Raw genomic sequence first — 24,099 nt, 5'->3', positions numbered from 1 at the left:
GTGCGGCAGCGATGCCCAGTCCGGGGCGGTTCCGCCACTGTGACGCCGTCGCGAGGCCCTGCGCCTCCGACGGCCCAGCCAGATACTGGCCACGGGACTCCGCCACTACCACCGGGGCGAGAACCCCGAGGAGGCCCTCGTGCGCATCGCGCTGCTCTCCACCTCAGACACCGACCTGCTCTCGGCCCGCGCCAGCGGCGCCGACTGGGTCTGGGCCAACCCCGCCCGCCCCGGCCACCAGTCGATGGCCGAGACCATCGAGGGCTGCGACCTCGTCGTGGGCCGGGTGCTCGGCTCCCCGCAGGACCTCTGCTCGGGCTTCGCCCGCATCCGCGCCACCGGCATGCCCGTGGTCGTGCTCGGCGGGGAGCAGCAGCCGAGCGCGGAGCTGATGGAGCAGTCGTCGGTGCCGATCGGGGTGGCCGCCGAGGCCCACCGCTACCTCGCCGAGGGCGGCCCGGACAACCTGGCCCAGCTGCACGCCTTCCTCTCCGACACCGTGCTGCTCACCGGCGAGGGCTTCGAGGCGCCGGCGGCCCTGCCGGAGTGGGGCCTGGCCGAGCGGCCCGCCGACCTGCCCGCTGACCTGCCGCGGGTGGGGATCCTCTACTACCGGGCCCACCAGGCCAGCGGTAACACCGCCTTCGTGCACGCCCTGGCCGACGCCGTCGACGCCACCGGCCGCGCGGTCGGCGTGCCGATCTTCTCCTCCAGCCTGCGCTCGGCCCCCGACGAGCTCTACGCCGCGCTGGGCACCCTCGACGCCCTCGTGGTGACCGTGCTGGCCGCGGGCGGGTCGACCCCGGCCACGGCCAGCGCCGGCGGCGACGACGAGGCGTGGGACGTCGCCCGCATGGCCGCGCTCGACATCCCGATCCTGCAGGGCCTGTGCCTGACCAGCAGCCGCGCGGAGTGGGAGGCCTCCGACGACGGGGTGACCCCGATGGACTCCGCGACCCAGATCGCGATCCCCGAGTTCGACGGGCGCATCATCACCGCGCCGTTCTCCTTCAAGGAGATCGACGCCGACGGCCTGCCCCGCTACGTCGCCGACGCCGAGCGCTGCGCCCGGGTGGCCGGCATCGCGGTCGGCCACGCCCGGCTGCGGCGCGTGCCGCCCGCCGAGCGGCGGGTGGCGCTGATGCTCTCGGCGTACCCCACCAAGCACAGCCGGGTCGGCAACGCCGTGGGCCTCGACACCCCGGTCTCGACCGTGCGGCTGCTGCGGCGCATGCGCGAGGAGGGCTACGACCTCGGCCCGGCCGGCGCGGTCCCGGGGCTCGACCTCGACGACGACACCGAGGCGGGCGACGCGCTGATCCACGCCCTCATCGACGCCGGCGGGCAGGACGAGGAGTGGCTGACCCACGCCCAGCTCACCGACGCCCACGTGCGGATCACGAAGCAGCAGTACGACGGCTGGACCGCCGACCTGCCCGTCGCGCTGCGCGACGACGTCGTGGCGACCTGGGGGGAGTCGCCCGGCGAGCTCTTCGTCAACGACGCCGGCGAGATCGTGCTGGCCACGATCCAGGCCGGCAACGTCGTGCTGCTCATCCAGCCCCCACGCGGCTTCGGGGAGAACCCCGTCGCGATCTACCACGACCCCGACATGGCGCCCTCGCACCACTACCTCGCGGCCTACCGCTGGGTCGGCGGCGACGTGGAGACCGGTGGCTTCGGCGCCCACGCGGTGGTGCACCTGGGCAAGCACGGCTCGATGGAGTGGCTGCCGGGCAAGAACGCCGCGCTGTCGGCGAGCTGCGCCACCGACCAGACCATCGCCGACCTGCCGCTGATCTACCCCTTCCTGGTCAACGACCCCGGCGAGGGCGCCCAGGCCAAGCGCCGCGCCCACGCCACGATCGTGGACCACCTCATCCCGCCGATGGCGCGTGCGGAGACCTACGGCGACATCGCCCGACTCGAGCAGCTGCTCGACGAGCACGCCAACATCGCGGCGATGGACCCCGCCAAGCTGCCCGCCGTGCGCGGGGAGATCTGGCAGCTCATGCACGCCGCGGAGATGCACCGCGACCTCGGGCTCGACGAGCGCCCCGGCGACGAGGAGTTCGACGACTTCCTGCTCCACGTCGACGGCTGGCTGTGCGAGATCAAGGACGCCCAGATCCGTGACGGGCTGCACGTGCTGGGCCAGGCGCCCGAGGGCGAGGCCCGGGTCAACCTGGTGCTGGCCATCCTGCGCGCCTCCCAGGTCTGGGGCGGCGAGACCGCATCGGTGCCGGGGCTGCGCGCGGCGCTGGGCCTCAAGGAGGGCGCGGAGGCGACCACGGTCATCGACGGCGTCGAGGAGCGGGCCCGCGCGCTCGTGCAGGGCATGGAGGCCGCCGGCTGGGACCGCGCCGCCGCGGCGGGGCTGCACGACGACCCCGAGGTGCAGCGGGTGCTGGCCTTCGCCGCGACCCAGGTCGTGCCGCGCCTGGCCCGCACCACCGACGAGCTCGACGCGGTGCTCCACGCCCTCGACGGCGGCTTCGTGCCGGCCGGCCCCTCGGGCTCGCCGCTGCGCGGGCTGGTCAACGTGCTCCCGACGGGGCGCAACTTCTACACCGTCGACCCCCGCGCCGTGCCCTCGCGGCTGGCCTGGCAGACCGGGCTGGCCATGGCCGAGTCGCTGGTGCAGCGCTACCTCGACGACACCGGCGACTACCCCGCCTCGGTGGGGCTCTCGGTGTGGGGCACCAGCGCGATGCGCACCTCCGGCGACGACGTCGCGGAGGTCCTGGCCCTGCTCGGCGTGCGTCCGTCGTGGGACGAGGCCTCGCGGCGCGTCAACGACCTGACGGTCGTGCCGCTGGAGGAGCTGGGCCGCCCGCGCATCGACGTCACGGTGCGGATCTCCGGCTTCTTCCGCGACGCCTTCCCCCACGTCGTGGCCATGCTCGACGACGCCGTGCGCCTCGTCGCCGGCCTCGAGGAGCCGCACGCCAGCAACTACGTGCGCGCCCACGCCCAGGCCGACCTCGCCGAGCACGGCGACGAGCGCCGGGCCACCACCCGGATCTTCGGCTCCAAGCCGGGCTCCTACGGCGCCGGCATCCTGCAGCTGGTGGAGTCGGGCACCTGGCGCGACGACACCGACCTGGCCGAGGTCTACACCGCCTGGGGCGGCTTCGCCTACGGCCGCGACCTCGACGGCGCCGCGGCCGCCGACGACATGCGGGCCAACTACCGCCGGATCAAGGTCGCGGCGAAGAACATCGACACCCGCGAGCACGACATCGCCGACAGCGACGACTACTACCAGTACCACGGCGGCATGGTCGCCACCGTGCGTGCGCTGACCGGCGCCGCGCCGCAGGCCTACGTCGGCGACTCCACCACGCCCGACGCCGTGCGCACCCGCACCCTGCAGGAGGAGACCAACCGGGTCTTCCGTGCCCGCGTGGTCAACCCGCGCTGGATCTCCGCGATGCAGCGGCACGGCTACAAGGGCGCCTTCGAGCTGGCCGCCACCGTCGACTACCTCTTCGGCTTCGACGCCACGACCGGCGTCGTGCACGACTGGATGTACGACACCCTGGCCCAGGAGTACGTGCTCGACGAGACCAACCAGGAGTTCATGCGCCGCTCCAACCCCTGGGCGCTGCGCGGCATCGTGGAGAAGCTCCACGAGGCGAGGGACCGCGGCCTGTGGGCCGAGCCCGACCCCGAGGTGCTGGCCGCGATGCAGGAGGTCTACCTCGACCTGGAGGGCGACCTCGAGGACCGGGCCGAGGACCGGGCCGAGGACCGGGCGTGAAGCGGGTCCGGGTGATCGGGGTGGGGCCGGGCGACCCCGACCAGGTCACGCTGGAGGCGGTGCGGGCGATGCGGGACTCGGCGTACTTCGTCGTCTCCGACAAGTCCGCCGCGCTGACCTCCGAGCGCGGCGGCATGCCCGACCCGCTGGTCGTGGCGCGCGAGCGGCTGCTCGACCGCCACCTCGACGCCACCCCCGTGGTCGTGCGCATCGAGGACCCCTCGCGCGAGCGGCGCCCGGAGCGCACCGGCACCCAGGAGGAGTACGACGAGGCCGTCGAGGCCTGGCACGACGCGCGGGCCGGCGCCTACGAGGACGCCCTGCGCGGTCACGACGGCGACGCGGGCTTCCTGGTCTGGGGCGACCCCGCCTTCTACGACTCCACGATCCGCGTGCTCGAGCGGGTGGGCCGCCGGCTGCCGCTGGAGGTGAGCGTCGTGCCGGGGATCTCCTCGGTGCAGCTGCTGGCCGCGCGCCACCGCCTCGTGCTGCACGAGGTGGGCCAGGCCCTCCACGTCACGACACGGCGCCGGCTGGCCGAGGCCGTGCTGCCCCCGCCGCACGGGCAGGGCCAGGACAACGTCGTGGTCATGCTCAACCGCGTCGTCGACCTCACCGGGCCCGAGCTCGACCTGGGCGACTGGTCGATCTGGTGGGGCGGCAACCTCGGCACGCCGAGCGAGGAGCTCGTGGCCGGTCGCGTGCGCGACGTCGTGGCCGAGGTGGAGGCCGCCCGCGCGCGGTGCAAGGAGGCGGCCGGCTGGGTGATGGACATCTACCTGCTGCGCGCCCCGGAGCCGGCGGCGTGAGCGGTCTGCTCGTCGCCGGGACGACCTCCGACGCGGGCAAGAGCGTGGTGACCACCGGGCTGTGCCGGGCGCTGGCCCGCCGCGGGCTGCGCGTGGCGCCCTACAAGGCGCAGAACATGTCCAACAACTCCATGGTCACCCGCGACGGCCTGGAGATGGGGCGGGCGCAGTGGGTGCAGGCCCTGGCCGCGCGCATCGAGCCCGAGGTGGCCATGAACCCGGTGCTGCTCAAGCCCGGCTCCGAGCGGCGCAGCCACGTGGTCGTGATGGGCCGCCCGGCCGGCGAGGTCTCGGCGCGCGACTTCGTCGACGGCCGGCGCCACCTGGCCGCCGCCGCGCACGCGGCCTACGACGACCTGGCCGGCCGCGTCGACGTGGTCGTCGCCGAGGGCGCGGGCAGCCCCGCGGAGATCAACCTGCGCGCCGGCGACTACGTCAACATGGGCCTCGCGCGCCACGCCGGCCTGCCCACGGTGGTGGTGGGCGACATCGACCGCGGCGGGGTCTTCGCGGCCTTCCTCGGCACGGTCGCCCTGCTCCCGCCGGGCGACCAGGCCCTGGTGGCGGGCTTCGTGGTCAACAAGTTCCGCGGCGACGTCTCGCTCCTCGCGCCGGGCCTCGACCAGCTGGCCGCGGCGACCGGGCGGCGCACCTTCGGCGTGCTGCCCTGGAGCCCCGACCTGTGGCTCGACGGCGAGGACGCCCTCGACCTGGAGGCGCGTCGCGAGCGCTCCGGGCGCTCCGAGTGCTCCGGGGGAGACCGGGCGGTGGTCGCGGTCGTGCGCTTCCCGCGGATCAGCAACGTCACCGACGCCGACGCGCTCGACCTCGAGCCCGGCCTCGACGTGCGCTTCGTGACCACCCCGCAGGGCCTGGCCGACGCCGACCTCGTCGTGCTGCCCGGCACCCGCGCGACCCTCGCCGACCTGGCCTGGCTGCGCGAGCGCGGCCTCGACCGGGCCGTGCTCGACCACGCCGCGGCCGGGCGCCCGGTGCTCGGGATCTGCGGCGGCTGCCAGGTGCTCGGTCGGCGCATCGCCGACCCCCACGGCGTGGAGGGGGACCCCGGCGCCGAGGTCGAGGGGCTCGGCCTGCTCGACCTCGAGACCGTCTTCGGCCCCGACAAGGTGCTGCGCACCCACGAGCCGGCGGGCTACGAGATCCACCACGGCCGCACGAGCGGCGAGCGGGTCGCCGGCGCCGTCACCGGCACGATGGTGCACGGCCGGCTCGAGGACGACGCCCACCGCGCGGCCTACCTGCGCGAGGCCCTCGGTGTCACCTCCACCGCCTCCTTCCCGGCCGCCCGCGAGCGGCGCCTCGACCTGCTCGGCGACCTGGTCGAGCAGCACCTCGACGTCGACGCCCTGCTCGACCTCGCGACCCGGGGCGCACCGGCGGGGCTCCCGGTGCTGGCGCCGGGGGCGCCCGAGCCTGCGGGGACCCGCGCGTGAGGGTGCTGCTGCTCGGCGGCACGGCCGAGGCGCGCGCCCTGGCGGCGGCGCTGGTCACCGAGGGCGTCGAGGTGGTCTCCTCGCTGGCCGGGCGGGTCGCCCGCCCGGCGCTGCCGGTGGGTGAGGTGCGCGTCGGCGGCTTCGGCGGGCCGGAGGGCCTGCGCGAGCACGCCCGCGGCTACGACGCCGTCGTCGACGCCACGCACCCCTTCGCCGCGCGGATCTCCCACAGCGCCGCCGGTGTCGACGTGCCGCTGCTGCGGCTGGCCCGGCCCGGCTGGTCCGACGCCCCGGGGGCCGGGGCCTGGCACTGGGTGGAGGGCCACGACGAGGCCGCCGCGCTGACCGCGCGGCTGGGCCGGCGCCCGTTCCTCACCGTGGGCCGCCAGGAGCTCGGCCGGTTCACCGGCCCGCTGCGCGCCCACGCGGTGCTCGCCCGGGTCGTCGACGAGCCCGAGGTCGCCCTGCCCGAGGCGTGGACGCTGCTGCGCAGCCGCGGTCCCTACACCCTCGCCGGCGAGCGGGCGCTGGTCGAGGAGCACCGCGCCGACGTCCTGGTGACCAAGGACTCCGGCGGGGTCCACACCTGGCCCAAGCTGGAGGCCGCCGCCGCGGGCGGCCTGGCGGTGGTCGTCGTACGCCGCCCGGCGGAGCCGGCCGGGGTCGCGACGGTCAGCGACGTCGCGGCCGCGTGCGCCTGGCTGCGAGAGGTGCGAGCGTGACGAGCGCGCCGAGGCCCACCCGTGCGGCGAGCGCGCGGGCGCGGGGCAGGTCGTGAACGCCGGGCGCGCGGCCGTCGCCGAGCAGCGGGCGCTGCTCGACGCGGGTGGGGTAGACGGTCTCGCCGCCCAGGCGCAGCCCGAGGGCGCCCGCGAAGGCCGCCTCCACCGGGCCGGCGTTGGGGCTGGGGTGGGCGCGCGCGTCGCGGCGCCACGCCCGCACCGCCGCGCGCGGGTCGTCGCCGAGCACCACGGCCAGCAGCGCGCACAGCCGCGCGCCGGGCAGGTTGAGCAGGTCGTCGAGGCGCGCCGCCGCCCAGCCGAAGCGCTCGTGGCGCGGGGTGCGGTGGCCGACCATCGCGTCGAGGGTGTTGGCGGCGCGGTAGCCCAGCAGCCCCGGCACCCCGGCCAGCGCGCCGAGCACGAGGGGGGCCACGACGGCGTCGGAGGTGTTCTCGGCCACCGACTCGACCGCCGCGCGGGCCACCCCGTCGGCGTCGAGCACGCGGGTGTCGCGGCCCACGAGGTGGGTCAGCCGCTGCCGGGCGTCGTCGAGGCGACCCGCGCGCAGCAGGTCGTCGACCGCCCCGGCCTCGCGACCCAGCGACGTGCCGCCCAGCACCACCCAGGTCGCCACCGCCGTGGCCAGCGCGTGGGCCACCGGCCGCTCCCGGGTCGCGCGCTCCACCGCGACGCCGGCGCCGGTCGTGGCGCCGACCAGCACCACGACGTACGCCGCGCCGCGGGGCCGCGCGTCGGCCCACGCCCGCCGCTCCAGGGCGCCCGCGAGGGAGCCGAAGCCGGCCACCGGGTGCCACCGGGCGGGGTCGCCCAGCGCCCGGTCGGCGGCGAAGCCGACGGCCAGGCCCACCGCGCGGCTGCACGTCATGGGAGGCTCCGGTGGTGAGGGTGCTGGTGACCGGGGGAGTGCGCTCGGGCAAGTCGCGCCACGCGGAGGGGCTGCTCGCGGGGCGCGAGGACGTCACCTACGTCGCGCCCGGCCCGGTGCTCGACGACGCCGACTGGGCCGCCCGCGTGGCCGCCCACCGGGCGCGACGGCCGGCGGCCTGGCGCACGCTGGAGACCGGCGACCTCGCCGGCGCCCTGGCCGGCGCCGGGCACGGCCCTGGTCACGGCGCTGGTCACGGCGCGGTGCTCGTGGACTGCCTCGGCACCTGGCTGACCCGGCTGCTCGACGACGCCGAGGCCTGGGAGGAGCCGAGCGAGGCGCTGCACGCGCTGGTCGGGGCGCGGCTCGACGAGGCGGCCGCGGCGCTGGCCGGGGCGGCGGGCGACGTGGTGCTGGTGACCAACGAGGTCGGTCTCGGCGTGGTGCCCGCGCACCGCTCGGGCCGGGTCTTCCGCGACCTGCTCGGCCTGGCCAACCAGCGCCTGGCCGCGGAGTGCGAGGCGGTGCACCTCGTGGTGGCCGGGCGCGTGCTCATGCTCTGAGCGGCTCACGACAGCGCCACCAGCAGCGCGGCGAGCGCCAGCTCGACGGCGGCGCCGAAGACGTCGCCGGTGACCCCGCCGAGGCGCCGGGTGGTGCGCCGCACGAGCAGGCCGACGACGGCCACGGCGGCGAGCGCGGCGACCGGGGCGCGCCACGCCTCGAGGCCGACCGCGGCGGCGACGGCGACGAGCGCGGCCGTGCCCAGGAGCCACGACACCGCCGCGGCGAGCGGCGCCACGGTGCCGGTGAAGCCCGACCCGAGCCCGTCGCCCCGCGCGCCGGGCACCCCGCGCAGGCAGGTCAGCACCAAGGCGCAGCGCGAGACCGCGACGGCGAGGCCGGCCAGCCACCAGCCGCCGTCGAGGCGCAGCAGCGAGGCGAGGGCGGCGACCTGGGCGAGGAGCACGACCACGGTGGCCACGACGCCGGCGGGGCCCGACGTGCCCGTGCGCATCACCGCCAGCGACCGCTCGCGGTCGTAGGAGGCGGTGAGGCCGTCGACGGTGTCGGACAGGCCGTCCCAGTGCAGGGCGCGGCTGCCCGCGGCGAGCAGGCCCACGGCGACCACGGCCACCGCGAGCCGGTCGAGACCGGCCTCGGCGCCGGCCCAGCCGACGAGAGCCACCAGCAGCCCGAGCGGCGCCGCGGCCAGGGGCGCCAGCAGCATCGCGCGCGCGGCGGTGGAGCGGTCGACGTGGCCGGGCGGGGCGACGGGGATCGCGGTCAGCGTGCCGAGGGCCAGGCGCCAGGCGTCACGCACCGGACGGCCCTGGATCGAGCCCCGGGGCGGGCATCAGGTCGGCCAGCAGCGCGACGTCGCGCAGCAGGGCCACCGCGCTGCGCAGCACCGGCACCGCCGCCACCGCGCCGCTGCCCTCGCCCAGGCGCAGCCCGAGGTCGAGCAGCGGCTCGAGGCCCAGGTGGGCCAGCGCCAGCGACTGGGCCGGCTCGGGGGAGCGGTGACCGGCGACGAACCACGCGGCGGACCCCGGCGCGAGCCGCTCCGCGGTGAGCGCGCACGCCACCGACATCAGCCCGTCGAGCAGCACCGGCACGCCGCTGCGGGCGGCCTCGGTGAGCAGGCCGACGGTGGCGGCGAGGTCGGCGCTGCCGAGCGCGGTGAGGGTCTCGACGGGGTCGGCGACGCGGTCGCCGGCGCGGGCGAGCGCCTGGGCCACGACCTCGCGCTTGCGGGCCAGGCCGGCGTCGTCGACGCCGGTGCCGCGGCCGGTGACCTCGTCGGCGCCCAGCCCGAGGCCGGCGGCGACCAGGCAGGCGGCGGGGGTGGTGTTGCCGATGCCCATGTCGCCGGTGAGCAGCAGGTCGGCCCCGGCCGCGACCTCCTCGCGGGCCACGGCGCGCCCGGCCTCGAGGGAGGCGCGGGTCTGCTCGGGGGTGAGCGCGTCCTCGAGGTGGAGCGCCCCGCTGCCGCGGCGCACCTTGTGGGCGGTGAGCGCGGCGTGCACCTCGGGCGCGAGGCCGTCGAGGTCGTCGTCGACGCCGAGGTCGAGCACCCGCACGTGCACGCCGTGGGCGGCGGCCAGCGCCGAGACCCCGGCGCGTCCGGCGAGGAAGGTGCGGACCATGGCCCCGGTGATCGCGGGCGGGTACGCCGACACCCCGTGGCCGGCGACCCCGTGGTCGCCGGCCAGCACGACCAGCCGCACCCGCTCGAGCGGCCGCGGCGGCACGCTGTCCTGCGCCGCGGCCAGCCACACGCCGAGCTCGCCCAGGCGCCCGAGCGCACCCGCCGGCGTGGCCAGGCCGGCCAGCCGCTCGGCCGCGGCCGCGCGCGCGGCGGCCGACGGCGCGGCGGGGCCGGTCGGGCCGGTCGGGCCGGTCACAGGCTGGCCGCCAGCTCGCGGCGGGCCCGCAGGGCGCTCTCCTGGCGGCCCAGCCGGTCGACGGCACCGGCCAGGCCGAGGACGAGCACGCCCCACAGGGCGAGCAGCGTGAGCAGCGATCCGCGGCGGAAGCTCCACAGCAGGTCGGCCGGCACGTCGCCCGCGGAGGCCGGGCCCGGCAGCAGCACGGCGGCGCCCACGACGACCAGCAGGTAGAGGGCGGTGCCGACGAGCACGGCGGCGTACCCGCCCTGGGTCGGGAGCAGGCGACGGGCCACGAGCACGGCGAGCACGGCGGCGGCCACCGAGACGGCGACGAAGGTGAAGTAGAGCGCGGTGCGCGAGCCGATGGTCTCCGCGCTGCCCACGCCCGGCGGGAGCGCGGGGTACTTCAGGAACGGCACGAGGGCCACCGACACGAAGCCGGCGCCGGCCACGAGCGCCGCGGTCGGCCCCGGTCGCAGCGGGCCGAGGCGGCCCACCGCGGCGGCCGCACCCAGGGCGAGCAGACCGCCGAGGGCCACGCCGACGGCGACCGAGCCGGTGAGCAGGCCCCAGGTGCGCTGGGTGCTGCGCGAGACGACCTCCTCCTCGGCGCCGTCGCCCGCGGTGGGGTCATGGGTGTGCTCCGGCGTGCCGGCGGCGTGGTCGTGGCCGCCCTCGCGGGCGATGGCGGCCTCGACCGCGGGCTCACCGGCCCAGGTGGCGACGAGGAAGGCGGCGCAGCCCGCGAGCAGGCCGACGAGCAGGCCGCTGACCAGGAAGGCGCGCGGGGTCATCCGGGTGGTGGCTGGGGACATGAGGGTTCCGTTCGGGTGCCGGCGCCGGGGCGCACCTCAGCGGGCCCCGGCACCGAGGAGGTGAGGGGTGGTGGCGAGCAGGCCCGGACGGGCTCAGTGGCAGGGGTAGCCCAGCAGGTGGCGGCCGTCGTGCACGAGCTCGTGCAGCGCGGTGCCGGAGAAGACCGAGACCGCGCCCTGGTCGGTGCTGACGAAGAACAGCACGAGGCTGCACAGCAGCCCGCAGAAGAGGGCCCAGGGGGCGAGCCGGCCGAGCGGGATCGCGGGGACCTCGACGGCCGGGGAGAGGCCCGGGGAGAGGGGAGCGGTGGGTGCAGACGACTGCGACATGTGTCCTCCTGAGGGATGCGTGCGTCCCTGACGAAGCGGATGGATGACGGACACTCGGGTCTGACTCCAGCTCGCCCGGACCGACCGTGGTCGACCGCGGAGGAGCTGTCACAGTAGCGCGACTGTGCCGGATTCCCACCGGCTTCCTCGTGCCCGCGGGCTCACCCTAGGCCATCGGGGCCCCGCGTGGGGGCCGTCCCGTCCCGGGCTCCGGGGCGGTCGCTAGCGTGGTGCCGTGGACCCCCGCGACCGCTCCCGCAGCACGCCCCGCAGCACTCCCGCCAGCACCGCCCGCCGCGACCCCACGGCCTGGCTGGTCGCGGGCATGGGCGTCGTGCTGCTGGTGCTCGCCGTGCTCCTGGCCGTGGTCGGCCCGATCGACGCCGTGCCGATCGGCACCGGCGTGATGGGGCTGCTCGGTGTCGGCGTCGGGTGGCGGCTGCACGTGCTCCAGTCGCGCCAGCGCTGAGCCCGCGGGCGGGTCAGGCCGGCTCGACCACGACGGCGCGGCCGGCGTAGTAGCGAGCGAGCACGTCGACGGGCAGCCGGGCGTGCTGGCTGTGGCCGGGCAGGCCCGAGGGGTTGGTGAGCCGCACCCCGTCGTCGTCGGCCGCCCACAGCGTCACGAGGTGGCCGCCGCGCGCGGGCGGCGGCTCGGGGGCGCGGCGGACGGCCGGGTGCACGGAGGCGATCGCGAGCGCGCCGGCGGCGACCTCGCGGGCCAGGTCGGCGGCGGGGAGGTCGACGGCCACCCGCGCCCCGATGCCCCACCGGGTGCGCAGCAGCTCGACGAGGGGTGCGTAGACCAGGCCGTGGACGCGCTCGGGGGTGAGGACGTAGCCGCCGACCTCGAGCAGGTCCTCGGCGGTCGGCACGAGCTCGAGCCGCTCGCCGCGGCGGTGCTCCACGAGCCCGGCCAGGGCCGCGACGCCGCACATGCGGTGGGCCCAGAACGCGTAGCCGGCCGGGCAGCAGGCGCCCGTGGTGGCCCAGGCGGGGTCGTCCTCGGCCCGCGCGCTGCCGTCGACCAGCCGGGGGATGAGGGCGGGCGTGGCGTACTGGCTGACGTGGGGGTAGGGCTCCCCGTCCCGGCGTCGCAGCCGGGTGTCGGGCTCGGGGGCCGCGGCGGGGTGGGGGCAGTCGCGGCGGCGGTGGAAGGCGATCACCGCTCCACCGCCGTGGGTGGTGTGGCGGGCGTGGCGAGCGCGGCGAGCAGCCGGTCGCTGACCGCGGGCGCGCGCACCGCGACCCGGACCCAGGCGTCGTCGAGGCCGGGGAAGGTGTCGGCCCGGCGTACGGCGATCCCGCGCTCGCGCAGCAGCTCGTGGGCGCCGCGGCCGGCGCGCACGAGCACGAAGGAGGCCGCGGAGGTCACGTGGTCGACGCCGAGGTCGGCCAGGCCGCGCTCGAGGTGCTCGCGGTGGGCGACGACCTCGCGGGCGCGTCGGGCGCCCTCGGCGACCGCGGCGGGGGTGGAGCAGGCGGTCATCGCGGCGGCGGCCGTGGTGGCGACCGACCAGGGCACCTGCCCGCGGCGCAGGGCGGCGACCGAGCGGCGCGAGGCCAGCAGGTAGCCCGCGCGCACGCCGGGGACGCCCCAGTGCTTGGTGAGGCTGCGCACGACCACCAGGCCCGGGGCGCGCAGCCCGGCCACCGACGCGGTCTCGCCGGGCACGGCGTCCATGAAGGCCTCGTCGACCAGCACCACCCGCCCCGGGCGCAGCAGGGCCTGCACGGCCTCGGCCGGGTGGAGGACCCCGGTGGGGTTGGTCGGGTTGCCCAGCACCACGAGGTCGGCGTCGTCGGGCACCGCGGCCGGGTCGAGCACGAACGGCTCCGGCAGCAGCACCGGCGTGACGTCGTGACCGGCCTGCTCCAGCGCCGCGTGGGGCTCGGTGAACTGCGGGTGCACCACCACCGGGCGGCGCCACGCGCGCCACCGCGCGACGAGGGAGAAGGCCTCGGCCGCGCCTGCGGTGGCCAGCACCTCCTCGGCCGGCCGGTCGTGGCGCCGGGCCAGCGCGGCCTCCGCCTCGGTGGGGCTGGGGTAGGCGCCCGAGGCGTCCACGGCGGCGTGGAGCGCCGTGTCGAGCCACGCCGGCCGGGGGCCGTCGTGGACGTTGACGGCCAGGTCGAGCAGCCCGCTGCCGCGCACCTCGGCGTCGCCGTGGTGGCGCAGCGGGTCGACGGGCGGGGCTTCGTCAGCCATGGGCCAGGTCACGGGCCCGGGCGTGCACCGCGTCGGCGAACCGCTGGGCGAGGTGGGGGTGGCCGGCCCAGTGGGTGTGCAGGTAGGAGGCGTGCAGGCTGGCGGTGCCGAAGCCGACCGCCTCGCCGTCGACCTCCCAGGTGGCGGTGTCGCCCCTCACCGGCTCGACGTGGGTGCGGTGGAACTCGTGGCCGGTGACCTGCTCCCCGCGCCGGGTGAGCAGGCTGTCGCCGACCGCGGTCGCCACGGGGTAGCGCATGGTCAGTCGCGGCGTCATCTCCGCGGTGGCCGGCAGCGCACCCACCATCGGCGCCCCGTCGAGGGTGTCGCAGAGGTAGAGCAGCCCCGCGCACTCCGCCACCGTCGGCACGCCGTCGAGCACGGCCGCGCGCAGGGCGGCGCGCAGCGCCTCGTTGCCGCCCAGCTCCCCGACGTGGACCTCGGGGAAGCCGCCGCCGAGGTAGACCCCCGCCGTGCCGGCGGGCAGCGCCGTGTCGTGCATCGGGTCGAAGCCCACCACCTCGCAGCCGGCCGCGCGCAGCAGCTCCTCGGTCTCGGCGTAGCGGAACGTGAAGGCCCGCCCGCCCGCGACGGCCACGACCGGGCGGCCGGCCCCCTCGGGGCGGCGTACGACGGCCTCCGGCGCCCACGGGTCCTCCGCGAGGTCGGGCGCGGTGGCGGCGAGGGCGAGGACGGCCTCGAGGTCGACGTGGGCGGCGACGTGGTCGGCGAGGTGGTCCAGCGACTCCGCCGACAGGGCGCGCTCGTCGGCGGGCACGAGGCCGAGGTGGCGCGAGGGCGCGGAGACGCCGGCGTCGCGGGGGATGGTGCCGAGCACCGGCAGGTCGATGCTGGAGCGCACCTCGGCGGCGTGGCGCGGGGAGCCGGCCTGGTTGAGCACGACACCGGCCACGGTGACGGTGGGGTCCCAGGTGGCCATGCCGTGCACGACGGCGCCGATCGAGCGCGAGGAGCGCGAGATGTCGACGACGAGCACGACCGGGCTGCGGGTGAGGGCGGCGACGTGGGCGGTGGAGGAGAAGCCGCGGGTGCCGACGCGGCCGTCGTAGAGGCCCATGACGCCCTCGACGACGGCGACGTCGGCCGGCTCGGGGGTGCGGGCGCCGTGCAGCAGCAGCGGCACGACGAGGTCCTCGCCGACCAGGTGCGGGTCGAGGTTGCGGCCCGGTCGGCCGCAGGCGAGGGCGTGGTAGCCGGGGTCGATGTAGTCGGGGCCGACCTTGTGGCCGCTGACGACGTGACCGGCGCGGCGCAGCGCGGCCATCAGCCCGGTGGAGACCGTGGTCTTGCCCTGGCCGGTGGAGGGGGCGGCGACGACGACGCGGGGGAGCCGGGTCACCACTCGATCCCCCTCTGGCCCTTCTGGCCGCGGTCCATCTGGTGCTTGACCTTGGTCATCTCGGTGACCAGGTCGGCGGCCTCGACCAGCGCCGGGTGGGCGCGGCGGCCGGTGACCACGACGTACTGCCGACCGGGCCGCTCGCGCAGGGTGGTGACGACGTCGTCGACGTCGACCCAGCCCCACTCCATGGGGTAGGTGAACTCGTCGAGCACGTAGAGGTCGTGGCGCTCCTCGGCCAGGCGCCGCTTGACCTCGGCCCAGCCCTCGGCGGCCTCGGTGGCGTGGTCGGCCTCCGAGCCCTCCTTGCGCGACCACGACCAGCCGGCGCCCATCTTGTGCCACTCCACCGGACCGCCCTCGCCGGTCTGGTCGTGCAGCTCGCCGAGGCGCTCGAGCACGGTCTGCTCCCCGATGCGCCACTTGGCCGACTTCACGAACTGGAAGACCCCGACGTCCCAGCCCTGGTTCCAGGCCCGGATCGCGAGCCCGAAGGCCGCGGTCGACTTCCCCTTGCCGTCGCCGGTGTGCACCATCAGCAGCGGCTGGATGCGCCGCTGGGCCGTGGTCAGGCCGTCGTCGGGCACGGCCAGCGGCTGCCCCTTCGGCGCCATCAGGCGACCCGCTCGCGCACGGTGGCGGTGAGGGCGCCGGCGCTGACCTCGGCCAGCGGCACGTGCTCGGCGCCCAGGTGGGCCGCCAGGACGCTCCCGAGGCCCAGGCGCATCGGCCCGCTCTCGCAGTCGACGACCAGGGCGGCCTGGCCGGCGGCGGCGAGCGCGGCGGCGGCGCGTCGGGAGCGGGCGACGGCGTCGGTCCCGGCGGTGGCGCGGCCGTCGGTCACCACGACGAGCAGGGAGCGGCGGCGCGGGTCGCGCAGCCGCTCGGTGGCCAGGGTCCGGGCGGCCTCCTCGAGGCCCTCGGCGAGCGGGGTGCGCCCGCCGCCGGGCAGCACCTCGAGCCGGGCGGCGGCCACGTCGACCGAGCGGGTGGGCGGCAGGGTCAGCTCGGCGCCGGCCCCGCGGAAGGTGACCAGCCCGACCTTGTCGCGGCGCCGGTAGGCGTCGAGCAGCAGACTGAGGATCGCGGCCTTGACCTGCTCCATGCGGCGTCGTGCGGCCATGGAGCCGGAGGCGTCGACGCAGAAGAGCACGAGGTTGGACTCCTGGCCCTCCCGCACCGCCACCCGCAGGTCGTCGGCGTCGAGCAGCAGCCGTCCGCCGGCGCCCGGCGCGCGCCCGCGCAGCGCCTGGTGGGGCACGGCCGCGCGCACGGTCTCGGCGAGGTGGATCGCACCGGTGCGGCCCGGCCGCGCGCCGACGCGGCGTCCGGTGTCGGTCTCGGCCCGGCTGCGGCGTCCGCTCTCCCCGCGGCCGGTGCCGCGCACCGTGAACAGCCGCGCCCGGTACGTCGCGCCCGCCGCCACCGTCGTGCCCGCCCCCGCGGGGGACGGGGTCGGCTGCGGGGTCGGCTGCGGGGTCGGCTGCGCGGTCGGCTCCTCGGGCGCCTCCGCGGTCGGGTCCGGGCGGCCGGGGGTGTCGTCGGCCCCGCTCGCCGGCTCGGGCGGCTCGGCCGGCTGGGGCTGCTCGGTGGGTCCTTGGTCCGGCCCGCCGTCGGGCGCTCCCTCGGACCCGCCCTCCGGCCCCTCACCCGGTCCGTCGGGGTCGTCCTCGGGCTCGGGGCCGAGCACGTCGTCGAGGAGATCCTCGTCGAGGCCGGGGGCGTCGAAGGGGTTGCGACGACGGCGGTGGGGGAGGGCGAGCCGGGCGGCGGCGCGCACGTCCTCGACGCTGACGCGGGTCCGGCCGTGCCAGGCGGCGTGGGCCACCGCGGTGCGGGCGGTGACGAGGTCGGCGCGCAGGCCGTCGACCTCGAAGGCCGCGCAGAGCTCGGCGACCTTGAGCAGCACGTCGTCGTCGAGCACGACGTCGGGCAGCAGGGCCTGGGCGGCCGCGACGCGGCGGGTGAGGTCGGCCTCGGCGGCGGCCCACCGCCGCGCGAAGGCCTCGGGGTCGGCGTCGTGGGCCATCCGGCGTCGCACGACCTCGACGCGCAGCGCCGGGTCGCGGGGGGCGGCCACCTCCACGGTGAGCCCGAAGCGGTCGAGCAGCTGCGGGCGCAGCTCGCCCTCCTCGGGGTTCATGGTGCCCACGAGCACGAAGCGAGCGGCGTGGGTCACCGAGACCCCGTCGCGCTCGACGGTGGCGCGGCCCGTGGCGGCGGCGTCGAGCAGCACGTCGACGAGGTGGTCGTGGAGCAGGTTGACCTCGTCGACGTAGAGGATGCCGCGGTGGGCGCGGGCGAGCAGGCCCGGCTCGTACTCCGCCGCGCCCTGCGCGAGCGCCTTCTCCAGGTGCAGCGAGCCGAGCACGCGGTCCTCGGTGGCGCCGACCGGCAGCTCGACGAGCCTGACCGGGCGCTGCTCGGTCGGGGCGTCGGGCCGCTCGGCGGGGTCGGTGGAGAAGGCGTCGCCCGCGACCACCTCGATCGGCGGCAGCACGCCGACGAGACCGCGCACGATCGTGGACTTGGCCGTGCCCTTCTCGCCGCGCACGAGGACGCCGCCGATCTCGGGCGAGATCGCGCTCAGCACGAGCGCGAGCGACATGTCGGCGGAGCCGACGACGGCAGAGAAGGGGTAGTGCTGTGGCATGAGAGGCTCCCGCTCGTCCGCCATCGGAAAGGAACCCCGAGGCCGGTCTTCGGACTTCCCGGGTCGACGCTCGCGCATCGCCCGGGTCACCGCAGCGGGCCTGTGCCGGACTCTCACCGGCTTCCCAGATTCTCCCGTCGGTCTCGCGACCTCGGGGCACCTCGAAGCTGTGGCGGTCACGATAGCGTCACGCAGCGTGCCCCCCGACCTGTCCCCCCTCGACGGCCCCCCGCACGCCTCCGAGCGGGGGTCGGCACCGCGGCGCGTCGACGTCGTCGGCATCGGCGCCGACGGCTGGTCCTCGCTCACCGAGACCTCCCGCGCGCTGGTGGGCGAGGCGTCCGTGGTGCTCGGCAGCGCCCGGCAGCTGGCCCTCCTGCCCGCCGTCGAGGGCCAGCGCCGCCGGCCGTGGGGCCGACCCTTCGGCGCGTCGCTGTCCCTCACCCTGGCCGCCCACGCCGACGACGAGGTCGTGGTGCTCGCCTCCGGCGACCCCACCGTCTCGGGCATCGCCTCCACCCTGCGCGCCCTGGTGCCGCGCGAGCGGCTCGTCGTGCACCCGGCGGTGTCCTCGCTCGCGCTGGCCCGGGCCCGGCTGCACTGGTCCGACGAGGAGTGCGAGGCGCTCACCCTGGTCGGGCGCGACACCGACCGGCTGCGCCGCCACCTCGCGCCCGGGGTGCGCCTGCTCCTGCTGACCTCCGACGCCGGCACCCCCGCGACCGTGGCGGCCCTGCTCGTCGAGGAGGGGTACGCCGCGAGCGACCTCACCGTGCTCGGCGACCTCGGCGCGGCCCACGAGTCGCGCCTGGAGGCCACCGCCGGCGGCTGGGCCGACGTCGCCGCCGCCGACGTGCCCGCCCTGCACGTGCTCGCCCTCGAGGTGCGCCCCACCGGCGGCGACGTGGCGCCGACGGGCTCGTGGACCACCGGTCTGCCCGACGACGCCTTCGAGCACGACGGGCAGCTGACCAAGCGCGACCTGCGCGCGAGCGCCCTCTCCCGGCTGGCCCCGCGGCCCCACGAGGTGCTGTGGGACGTCGGCGCCGGCGCCGGCTCGATCGGCATCGAGTGGCTGCGCGCCCACCCCTCGCTGCAGGCCTGGGCCTTCGAGGCCGACGCCGGGCGCGCCGAGCGGGTGCGGCGCAACGCCCGCCGTCTCGGCGTGCCCCACCTGCAGGTGCGCGAGGGCCGGGCGCCCGCGGTGCTGGAGCGGCAGCCCAGCCCGCACGCCGTCTTCGTCGGCGGCGGCGCCACCGCGCCGGGTCTGCTCGAGCACTGCCGCGCCGCGCTGCGACCCGGTGGTCGGCTCGTGGTGCACGGCGTCACGCTCGAGACCGAGCAGCTGCTCGCCGCCGCCTACGCCGAGCACGGGGGCGAGCTGACCCGCCACGGTGTCGAGACCGCCGCCCCGATCGGCACGTTCACGGGCTGGACCCCCGCCCGCGCCGTCACCCAGTGGGCCTGGACCGCCCCGCCCGACCACCCGACCTGCTGGCCGGGCGACCCCGACTGGAGCACCCCGTGAGCCCCGAGCCCCCGCCCCCGACCGTCCGCTTCGTCGGGGCCGGCCCCGGCGCCGCCGACCTGCTGACCCTGCGCGCGGCGCGCATGCTGGCCGAGGCCGACGTGGTGCTCTACCCCGGCACCTACCTCGACGCCGAGGTGCTCGGCCACTGCCGCCCGCAGGCCCGCCTGGTCGACACCCAGGGCCTCGACCTCGACGCGATGGTCGAGGTGATGCGTGCGGCCCACGAGGCGGGGGAGCAGGTCGTGCGGCTCACCAGCGGCGACCCCTCGCTCTACTCCGCGCTCGCCGAGCAGACCCGCCGGCTCGACGCGGCCGGGGTCACCTGGGACGTCACCCCCGGCGTGCCCTCCTACGCCGCCGCGGCGGCCCTGGTCGGCCGCGAGCTCACCGTGCCCCTCGTGGCCCAGTCGGTGGTGCTCACCCGCGTGCAGGCCCGCTCCACCGCGATGCCGGAGGGGGAGTCGCTGGCCGCCTACGCCGCCACCGGCGCCACCCTGGCGCTGCACCTGGCCGTCACCCGCACGCGCGAGACCATGGCCGAGCTCGCCGGCCACTACGGCGCCGACTGCCCCGTGGCCGTCGTCTTCCGGGCCAGCCAGCCCGGCGAGCTCGTCCTGCGCGGCACCGTCGCCGACATCGCCGAGCAGGTGGAGGCGGCCGGGCTGCGCCAGGCCGCGGTCATCCTCGTCGGTCGCGCCCTGGCCCGCGACACCGACGCCTCGGGGGAGTCGTGGCTCTACTCCGCCACCCGCCCCCGCTCCTGAGCCGACTCAGCCCTCGGCCCGGTCCGGCACCGAGCGGGAGGTCCACACCCGACCCGACGAGGTGACCCGGGTCTGGGCGCAGCCCACGATCAGCAGGCACTTCATGTCGATCGAGGCGGCGTCGAGCTCGGCCAGGGTCGTGACGCGCAGCGACTCCTCGGCGCGGCCCACGTCGCGCCCCACGACGACCACGGTGTCGGCGGGCAGCACCTCCAGCAGCGTCTTCTGGGCCCGCACCACCTGCTCGGTGCGCGAGCGTGACGCGGGGTTGTAGACCGCGAGCACCAGGTCGGCCTCGGCCACGGCGCGCAGCCGCCGCTCCACCACGGCCCAGGATTTGAGCCGGTCCGACAGGCTCATCACCGCGAAGTCGCCGCCGATCGGCGCTCCCGCCCGCGCGGCCACGGCCTGCACGGCGCTGACCCCGGGCAGCACCCGCACCGGCACACCGGCCAGGTCCTCGCGCCCCTCGGCGCCCGCGGCCTCCGCGGCCTCGTGCACCGCGGTGGCCATGCCGAAGACCCCGGCGTCGCCGCCGGAGACCACCGCGACCCGCTCGCCGCGCGCGGCCAGCTCGAGGGCCAGGCGGGCCCGGTCGATCTCGACGCTGTTGCCCGACGCGTGGCGGGTCAGCCCGGCGCGCTGCGGCACGCGGTCGACGTAGGGCGCGTAGCCCACCACGTGGTCGACCTCGGCCAGCGCTGCGCTCACCTCGGCGGTCAGCCACCGGTCGGGGCCGGGCCCCAGCCCCACCACCAGCAGCTCCGCCGCCTCGGTGGCCGCCGGGACCCCTGCTGCGGCCGCCACGTCCGGCAGCCCGGTGTCGCGGGTGCGGCGTCCGTGGCGGCTGTCGCCGGCCACGACGACCAGCGAGAAGTACGGCACCGTCGCGGGATCGACGTCGGCCACCGGGAGCCAGCGCTGCGCGGGCATCGAGGCGCGCTCGACGTACATCGCGTGCTCCAGGCGCCCGGCCGCCGCCAGCGCGCGACGCACGGCGGGGAAGGTGCGGCCCAGCTTCATGATGATCGCGCCGTCGGTGTCGGCCAGGCGACGCGCCAGCTCCGGCTCGGGCAGGGTGCCGGGCAGCACCGTGAGCACGTCGGTCTGGCGCACCAGCGGCGAGGCCACGGCCGCGGCGGCCGCGGCGAAGGCCGGCACCCCCGGCACGACCTCGGTCTCGAAGCGCTCGGCCAGCCGGTCGTGCATGTACATGTAGGACCCGTAGAACAGGGGGTCGCCCTCGGAGAGCAGCACGACGTCGCGACCGGCCTCGAGGTGGGCGGCCAGGCGCTGCGCCGACTCCTCGTAGAACACCGCGAGCGCGCCGGTGTAGCCGCCCGGGTGCTCGGTGGCGCCGGTGGTCACGGGGTAGACCAGCACCTCCTCGACGACGCCGGGCCGCAGCAGGCCCGCCGCCGTACGCCGTGCGTTCGACTCCTTGCCGGGCCCGGCGTGGTAGGCCACGACGTCGGCGTCGCCGATGAGGCGCGCGGCCTTCAGCGTGAGCAGCTCGGGGTCGCCGGGCCCGACGCCGACACCGTGGAAGCGGCCGGACGCCGGGCTGGTCGCCGGGCTGGTCACCGGGCTGGTCACTCCGCCTCCTGGGCCAGGGCGTTGACGGCGGCCGAGGCCATCGCCGAGCCGCCGCGGCGACCCCGCACGGTCGCGAAGGGCACGTCGATCCCGTGGTCGGCGGCCAGCGAGGCCAGCGCCTGCTTCGACTCCGCGGCGCCGATGAAGCCCACCGGGCAGCCCACGACCGCGGCCGGTCGCGGGGCGCCGTCGATGAGCATCTCCATCAGGTGGAAGAGCGCGGTGGGGGCGTTGCCGATCGCGACGACCGCGCCCTCGAGGTGGGGCTCCCACAGCGACACCGCGGCCGCGCTGCGGGTGGTGCCCCAGTCGTGGGCCAGGGCGGGCACCCGCTCGTCGGTGAGGAAGCAGCGGACCTCGTTGCCGGCCGGCAGCCGGCCCGCCGTGATGCCCATGGCCACCATGCGGGCGTCGGTGAGGATCGGGGCGCCGGCGGCCAGCGCCTCGCGCCCGGCGCGGCCGAGGTCGTGGTGGAGCACCAGGTCGGCGGCCAGGTCGACCTGGCCGCTGGCGTGGATCATCCGCACCGCGACCTTCTCGGCCTCCTCCGGCACGCCCGACAGGTCGGCCTCGCGTCGGATGGTGGCGAAGGAGTCGAGGTAGATCTCCGGGCCGAGGGCGACGTAGGGGTAGTGGCGGCCGGGCCGGCGCAGCAGCGTGGTCATCGCGTGGTCTCCTGGGCGGGGGCGGGGGCGAGGTCGGGCACGAGCACGCCGCGCCACGGGGTGACCACGAGGTCGGTGCCCGTGCGGCACAGCGCGCGGGCCAGGGCGGGGTCGAGGCGGCCCTCGGGGGCGAGCACGTGGGTGCCGCCCGGCACGCGGCCGGCCGGCAGGGGGTCGGCGGTGACCAGCGCGGCCGGGTCGGGGTCGGTCGGGCGCGCGAGGGGGTGGGCGAGCGGCACGCCGAGACCGGCCAGCTCGTCGACGTGCCACGGGGCGTCGGGTCTCCCGCCGCGCAGGCGCAGGAAGTCGCGGGCGAGGTCGAGCACGGCCTGCGGCGCCCGGGGCAGGTCGACCACCGCGCCCCAGCCCCGGGCGCCGACGCGCAGCTGGGCCCGGGTGGCGTCGAGGGCGACCAGGCCGAGGTCGGTGGGCGCCTCGTGCAGGTCGCCGCGACCGTCGTCGAGGGTCAGCAGGAAGCGCCCCGGCAGCGCGGTGAGGTCGTCGTCGGCGCGCAGCAGGGAGTCGAGCAGGGCGGCCACGGGCCGCAGGTCGGCGCGCCCGCCGGCCAGGCCCGACTGCGGCGAGACCATGACGTTGCGCACCAGGTCGTGGCTCGGGGCCGGCACCAGCCCGGTCGCGGCGAGGGCCTCGGCGACGGGGGGCGTGAGGCGGTCGCCGTCGTGGGACAGCGCCCGCAGCTGCAGGTTGGCGCGGGCGGTGAGGTGCACGTCGCCGTCGCCCCAGCGCTGGGCGACCTCGCTGAGCCGCAGCAGGGCGGGCGCCGGCAGCGCACCGCCCACCAGGCGCAGGCGCACCAGAGCGCCGTCGTCGGCCAGCCACGGGCGGGTCACCCCCGGGCAGCGGTCGCGCCGCCGGCGCGCGGTGGGGAGGGTCGGGTCGGGCATGGAGGTCACTCCGGAGGCCGGGGCTCGTGCGCGAAGCCCGTCACGACCTCACGGCGGCTGCCGCAAGGGCCAGCAGGTCTTCGGACTCGGGATCACCCGGCGCGGGACACCTTCCCGGACTCTCGTCCAGTGGCCTGTCGTGAGACAGAGGTCCCGCCCGTCACCCATACCGCTGCGCGTCAGTCCCGGACTCTCACCGGGTTCCCTGACCTCCGGGCCCGCCTCGCGGCGCACCCGGGGGTCGACTGGCGCTGCGCACGTTACCAACGACCGCTCCCGCGCGCGCCCCACGTCCGCGTCGGGCGGGTGGCAGGATGCGCCCGTGACCGAGTGCGAGTCCGAGCCCGCTGCCACCGACGTCGCCCGGCCCGACCCGCGCGACCCGCGCGACCCGCGGGGCCCCGCGCTCGCAGGCGGCGCGGCGCTGCTCGGCGTACGCCGGGGGCGCGGGGTCGCGCGCTGAGTCCTCAGCGCACGACCACCCGCCCGACGTCGTCGGTCGCGGTGCGCGCGAGGAAGCGGCGGGCGGCGGCCTCCTGGCCGTCGGCGACGTCGACCTCGAGGTCGGGGCCCCGGCCCGAGACGTCGGCGCCGAGCAGGTCGAAGCGCTCGGCGACGGCCAGCACCGCGGCCTCGCGGGCGGCGACCCGCTCGGCCGAGCCGTCGACGGCCTCGCGCCGGAGCACGAGGTCGCCGGAGGAGACGGTGACCGACTCGAGGTCGTCGAGGAGCAGGTAGCGGTCGGCGACCGAGACGACCTCGGCGAAGGACACCGGCGCCAGCCCGACCTGCACGAGCGGGAGGTCGGGGTAGTCCTGCAGCAGGTAGGACGTCACCACCGGGTCGGCCTGGGCGCGCACCAGGTCCTCCACCTCGCGCAGCGACACCTCCACCCCCTCGCCCGAGGCCAGCGAGGCGCCCGTGGCCCCCTCCAGGGTGACCGACACCGACACGACGTCGCCGGCCTCGACCTGGTCGTCGTAGGCGTCGAAGAGGGCCATGACCTCCTCGGCCGTGGCGTCGGCGCGCATCACCGCGCGCACGTGGTGGCTGGCTGCGGAGAGTGGCCCGGCGCCGTCGTCGGCGGCGTCGGGCTCGACCACGACGTCGACCACGCTCGGGGAGCGCTCGCCCCGCGCGGCGAGGTCGTCGGCCGACGCCGCGCACCCGGTGAGCGCACCCGTCAGCAGGCCGATGAGCCCGACGACGGCGGTCGCGGTGGGCGCGGCGGAGGGCCTCATGCC

The 24,099-nt window shown here is 77.4% G+C and carries 23 protein-coding genes and 3 riboswitches; of the genes, 9 read left to right on the top strand and 14 right to left on the bottom strand.

The annotated features are described in order from the left end of the window. Window positions 1–139: 139 nt before the first annotated feature. The 4 genes from cobN to M3673_RS12850 are packed head-to-tail and all read left to right on the top strand — an operon-like array spanning window position 140 to window position 6,748. On the top strand, window positions 140–3,763 hold the full coding sequence (gene cobN, locus M3673_RS12865; protein ID WP_251534197.1) for a cobaltochelatase subunit CobN: 3,624 nt from the start codon (window positions 140–142) through the stop codon (window positions 3,761–3,763). Then, window positions 3,760–4,572 carry a precorrin-6A synthase (deacetylating) gene (gene cobF / locus M3673_RS12860; protein WP_251534196.1) on the top strand — a complete coding sequence of 271 codons (813 nt, stop codon included), beginning with the start codon at window positions 3,760–3,762 and terminating at the stop codon, window positions 4,570–4,572. The genes cobN and cobF overlap by 4 nt, the downstream gene beginning before the upstream one ends. Then, window positions 4,569–6,026, top strand: coding sequence for a cobyric acid synthase (locus M3673_RS12855; RefSeq protein ID WP_251534195.1), 1,458 nt, complete (start codon window positions 4,569–4,571; stop codon window positions 6,024–6,026). The genes cobF and M3673_RS12855 overlap by 4 nt, the downstream gene beginning before the upstream one ends. Further along, window positions 6,023–6,748, top strand: a complete 726-nt coding sequence (locus M3673_RS12850; RefSeq protein ID WP_193661413.1) for a cobalt-precorrin-6A reductase — start codon at window positions 6,023–6,025, stop codon at window positions 6,746–6,748. The genes M3673_RS12855 and M3673_RS12850 overlap by 4 nt, the downstream gene beginning before the upstream one ends. On the opposite strand, the gene M3673_RS12845 is transcribed toward M3673_RS12850, so the two are convergent. Beyond that, entirely contained in the window at window positions 6,699–7,634 is a 936-nt protein-coding gene (locus tag M3673_RS12845; protein WP_251534194.1) for a cobalamin biosynthesis protein, read from the bottom strand. The two genes, M3673_RS12850 and M3673_RS12845, sit on opposite strands and share 50 nt — an antisense overlap. Before the next feature lie 14 nt (window positions 7,635–7,648). Between M3673_RS12845 and M3673_RS12840 the strand changes: the two genes are divergently transcribed. Next, a complete protein-coding gene (locus tag M3673_RS12840) occupies window positions 7,649–8,197 on the top strand; it encodes a bifunctional adenosylcobinamide kinase/adenosylcobinamide-phosphate guanylyltransferase (protein ID WP_251534193.1) in 549 nt (182 codons plus the stop codon). 5 nt (window positions 8,198–8,202) lie between these two features. Here the strand turns inward: M3673_RS12840 and M3673_RS12835 are convergent, their stop codons facing one another. From M3673_RS12835 to M3673_RS12820, 4 genes are all read right to left on the bottom strand, one after another. Then, the gene (locus M3673_RS12835) at window positions 8,203–8,958 is read right to left on the bottom strand and encodes an adenosylcobinamide-GDP ribazoletransferase (RefSeq protein ID WP_251534192.1); all 756 of its coding nucleotides are present in this window, start codon (window positions 8,956–8,958) and stop codon (window positions 8,203–8,205) included. Then, a complete protein-coding gene (cobT, locus tag M3673_RS12830) occupies window positions 8,951–10,042 on the bottom strand; it encodes a nicotinate-nucleotide--dimethylbenzimidazole phosphoribosyltransferase (protein WP_251534191.1) in 1,092 nt (363 codons plus the stop codon). The genes M3673_RS12835 and cobT overlap by 8 nt, the downstream gene beginning before the upstream one ends. Next, on the bottom strand, window positions 10,039–10,842 hold the full coding sequence (locus tag M3673_RS12825) for a CbtA family protein (RefSeq protein WP_251534190.1): 804 nt from the start codon (window positions 10,840–10,842) through the stop codon (window positions 10,039–10,041). Before M3673_RS12825 ends, cobT begins: the two co-directional genes overlap by 4 nt. A 93-nt stretch (window positions 10,843–10,935) precedes the next feature. Beyond that, window positions 10,936–11,172, bottom strand: coding sequence for a CbtB-domain containing protein (locus M3673_RS12820; RefSeq protein WP_251534189.1), 237 nt, complete (start codon window positions 11,170–11,172; stop codon window positions 10,936–10,938). Between the two features lie 58 nt (window positions 11,173–11,230). After that, window positions 11,231–11,319: riboswitch (cobalamin riboswitch) on the bottom strand. A gap of 88 nt (window positions 11,320–11,407) precedes the next feature. On the opposite strand from M3673_RS12820, the gene M3673_RS12815 reads away from it, so the two are divergent. After that, window positions 11,408–11,641 carry a hypothetical protein gene (locus M3673_RS12815; protein WP_193661407.1) on the top strand — a complete coding sequence of 78 codons (234 nt, stop codon included), beginning with the start codon at window positions 11,408–11,410 and terminating at the stop codon, window positions 11,639–11,641. A gap of 13 nt (window positions 11,642–11,654) precedes the next feature. Here the strand turns inward: M3673_RS12815 and M3673_RS12810 are convergent, their stop codons facing one another. The 5 genes from M3673_RS12810 to M3673_RS12790 are packed head-to-tail and all read right to left on the bottom strand — an operon-like array spanning window position 11,655 to window position 17,394. Next, complete coding sequence (locus M3673_RS12810) at window positions 11,655–12,338, bottom strand: hypothetical protein (protein ID WP_251534188.1); 684 nt, start codon at window positions 12,336–12,338, stop codon at window positions 11,655–11,657. After that, window positions 12,335–13,381, bottom strand: coding sequence for an Rv2231c family pyridoxal phosphate-dependent protein CobC (gene cobC / locus M3673_RS12805; RefSeq protein WP_251534187.1), 1,047 nt, complete (start codon window positions 13,379–13,381; stop codon window positions 12,335–12,337). The genes M3673_RS12810 and cobC overlap by 4 nt, the downstream gene beginning before the upstream one ends. Continuing rightward, window positions 13,374–14,741 carry a cobyrinate a,c-diamide synthase gene (locus M3673_RS12800; protein WP_251534186.1) on the bottom strand — a complete coding sequence of 456 codons (1,368 nt, stop codon included), beginning with the start codon at window positions 14,739–14,741 and terminating at the stop codon, window positions 13,374–13,376. The genes cobC and M3673_RS12800 overlap by 8 nt, the downstream gene beginning before the upstream one ends. Continuing rightward, window positions 14,738–15,355, bottom strand: coding sequence for a cob(I)yrinic acid a,c-diamide adenosyltransferase (gene cobO / locus M3673_RS12795; protein WP_251534185.1), 618 nt, complete (start codon window positions 15,353–15,355; stop codon window positions 14,738–14,740). The genes M3673_RS12800 and cobO overlap by 4 nt, the downstream gene beginning before the upstream one ends. Beyond that, window positions 15,355–17,394: a VWA domain-containing protein gene (locus M3673_RS12790; protein ID WP_251534184.1), complete on the bottom strand. Its 2,040-nt coding sequence runs from the start codon at window positions 17,392–17,394 to the stop codon at window positions 15,355–15,357. Before M3673_RS12790 ends, cobO begins: the two co-directional genes overlap by 1 nt. Before the next feature lie 22 nt (window positions 17,395–17,416). Beyond that, window positions 17,417–17,573: riboswitch (cobalamin riboswitch) on the bottom strand. A 17-nt stretch (window positions 17,574–17,590) separates the two neighbouring features. Here M3673_RS12790 and cbiE point away from each other — a divergent pair. Further along, window positions 17,591–18,922 (top strand): precorrin-6y C5,15-methyltransferase (decarboxylating) subunit CbiE, encoded by a 1,332-nt coding sequence (gene cbiE, locus M3673_RS12785; protein WP_251534183.1) that lies wholly within the window; start codon window positions 17,591–17,593, stop codon window positions 18,920–18,922. After that, entirely contained in the window at window positions 18,919–19,689 is a 771-nt protein-coding gene (cobM, locus tag M3673_RS12780) for a precorrin-4 C(11)-methyltransferase (RefSeq protein WP_251534182.1), read from the top strand. Before cbiE ends, cobM begins: the two co-directional genes overlap by 4 nt. A gap of 6 nt (window positions 19,690–19,695) precedes the next feature. Here cobM and M3673_RS19675 read toward each other — a convergent pair whose 3' ends face one another. From M3673_RS19675 to M3673_RS12765, 3 genes are read right to left on the bottom strand one after another with little or no spacing between them, the layout of a single operon-like run. After that, window positions 19,696–21,285, bottom strand: coding sequence for a precorrin-2 C(20)-methyltransferase (locus M3673_RS19675; RefSeq protein ID WP_251534181.1), 1,590 nt, complete (start codon window positions 21,283–21,285; stop codon window positions 19,696–19,698). Then, window positions 21,282–21,950 carry a precorrin-8X methylmutase gene (locus tag M3673_RS12770; protein ID WP_251534180.1) on the bottom strand — a complete coding sequence of 223 codons (669 nt, stop codon included), beginning with the start codon at window positions 21,948–21,950 and terminating at the stop codon, window positions 21,282–21,284. Before M3673_RS12770 ends, M3673_RS19675 begins: the two co-directional genes overlap by 4 nt. Continuing rightward, window positions 21,947–22,855 (bottom strand): nitrite reductase, encoded by a 909-nt coding sequence (locus tag M3673_RS12765; protein ID WP_251534179.1) that lies wholly within the window; start codon window positions 22,853–22,855, stop codon window positions 21,947–21,949. The genes M3673_RS12770 and M3673_RS12765 overlap by 4 nt, the downstream gene beginning before the upstream one ends. A 74-nt stretch (window positions 22,856–22,929) precedes the next feature. Then, window positions 22,930–23,062: riboswitch (cobalamin riboswitch) on the bottom strand. A gap of 115 nt (window positions 23,063–23,177) precedes the next feature. Between M3673_RS12765 and M3673_RS12760 the strand changes: the two genes are divergently transcribed. Continuing rightward, window positions 23,178–23,318: a hypothetical protein gene (locus M3673_RS12760; RefSeq protein WP_251534178.1), complete on the top strand. Its 141-nt coding sequence runs from the start codon at window positions 23,178–23,180 to the stop codon at window positions 23,316–23,318. A 4-nt stretch (window positions 23,319–23,322) separates the two neighbouring features. Here M3673_RS12760 and M3673_RS12755 read toward each other — a convergent pair whose 3' ends face one another. Then, complete coding sequence (locus M3673_RS12755) at window positions 23,323–24,096, bottom strand: hypothetical protein (RefSeq protein ID WP_251534177.1); 774 nt, start codon at window positions 24,094–24,096, stop codon at window positions 23,323–23,325. Window positions 24,097–24,099: the final 3 nt, after the last annotated feature.

Origin of the sequence: Nocardioides sp. P86 (genome assembly GCF_023712465.1) — a bacterium.
GTDB lineage: Bacteria > Actinomycetota > Actinomycetes > Propionibacteriales > Nocardioidaceae > Nocardioides > Nocardioides kribbensis.
This window is presented reverse-complemented; position numbering and strand designations above follow the sequence as displayed.

What these genes read in the sequence shown, in the direction of transcription:
- M3673_RS12845 (WP_251534194.1), bottom strand. Translation starts at nt 7,634, where the DNA reads ATGACGTGCAGCCGCGCGGTGGGCCTGGCCGTCGGCTTCGCCGCCGAC.
- M3673_RS12825 (WP_251534190.1), bottom strand. Translation starts at nt 10,842, where the DNA reads ATGTCCCCAGCCACCACCCGGATGACCCCGCGCGCCTTCCTGGTCAGC.
- M3673_RS12820 (WP_251534189.1), bottom strand. Translation starts at nt 11,172, where the DNA reads ATGTCGCAGTCGTCTGCACCCACCGCTCCCCTCTCCCCGGGCCTCTCC.
- cobC (WP_251534187.1), bottom strand. Translation starts at nt 13,381, where the DNA reads ATGGCTGACGAAGCCCCGCCCGTCGACCCGCTGCGCCACCACGGCGAC.
- cobO (WP_251534185.1), bottom strand. Translation starts at nt 15,355, where the DNA reads ATGGCGCCGAAGGGGCAGCCGCTGGCCGTGCCCGACGACGGCCTGACC.
- M3673_RS12790 (WP_251534184.1), bottom strand. Translation starts at nt 17,394, where the DNA reads ATGCCACAGCACTACCCCTTCTCTGCCGTCGTCGGCTCCGCCGACATG.
- M3673_RS12770 (WP_251534180.1), bottom strand. Translation starts at nt 21,950, where the DNA reads ATGACCACGCTGCTGCGCCGGCCCGGCCGCCACTACCCCTACGTCGCC.
- M3673_RS12765 (WP_251534179.1), bottom strand. Translation starts at nt 22,855, where the DNA reads ATGCCCGACCCGACCCTCCCCACCGCGCGCCGGCGGCGCGACCGCTGC.
- M3673_RS12755 (WP_251534177.1), bottom strand. Translation starts at nt 24,096, where the DNA reads ATGAGGCCCTCCGCCGCGCCCACCGCGACCGCCGTCGTCGGGCTCATC.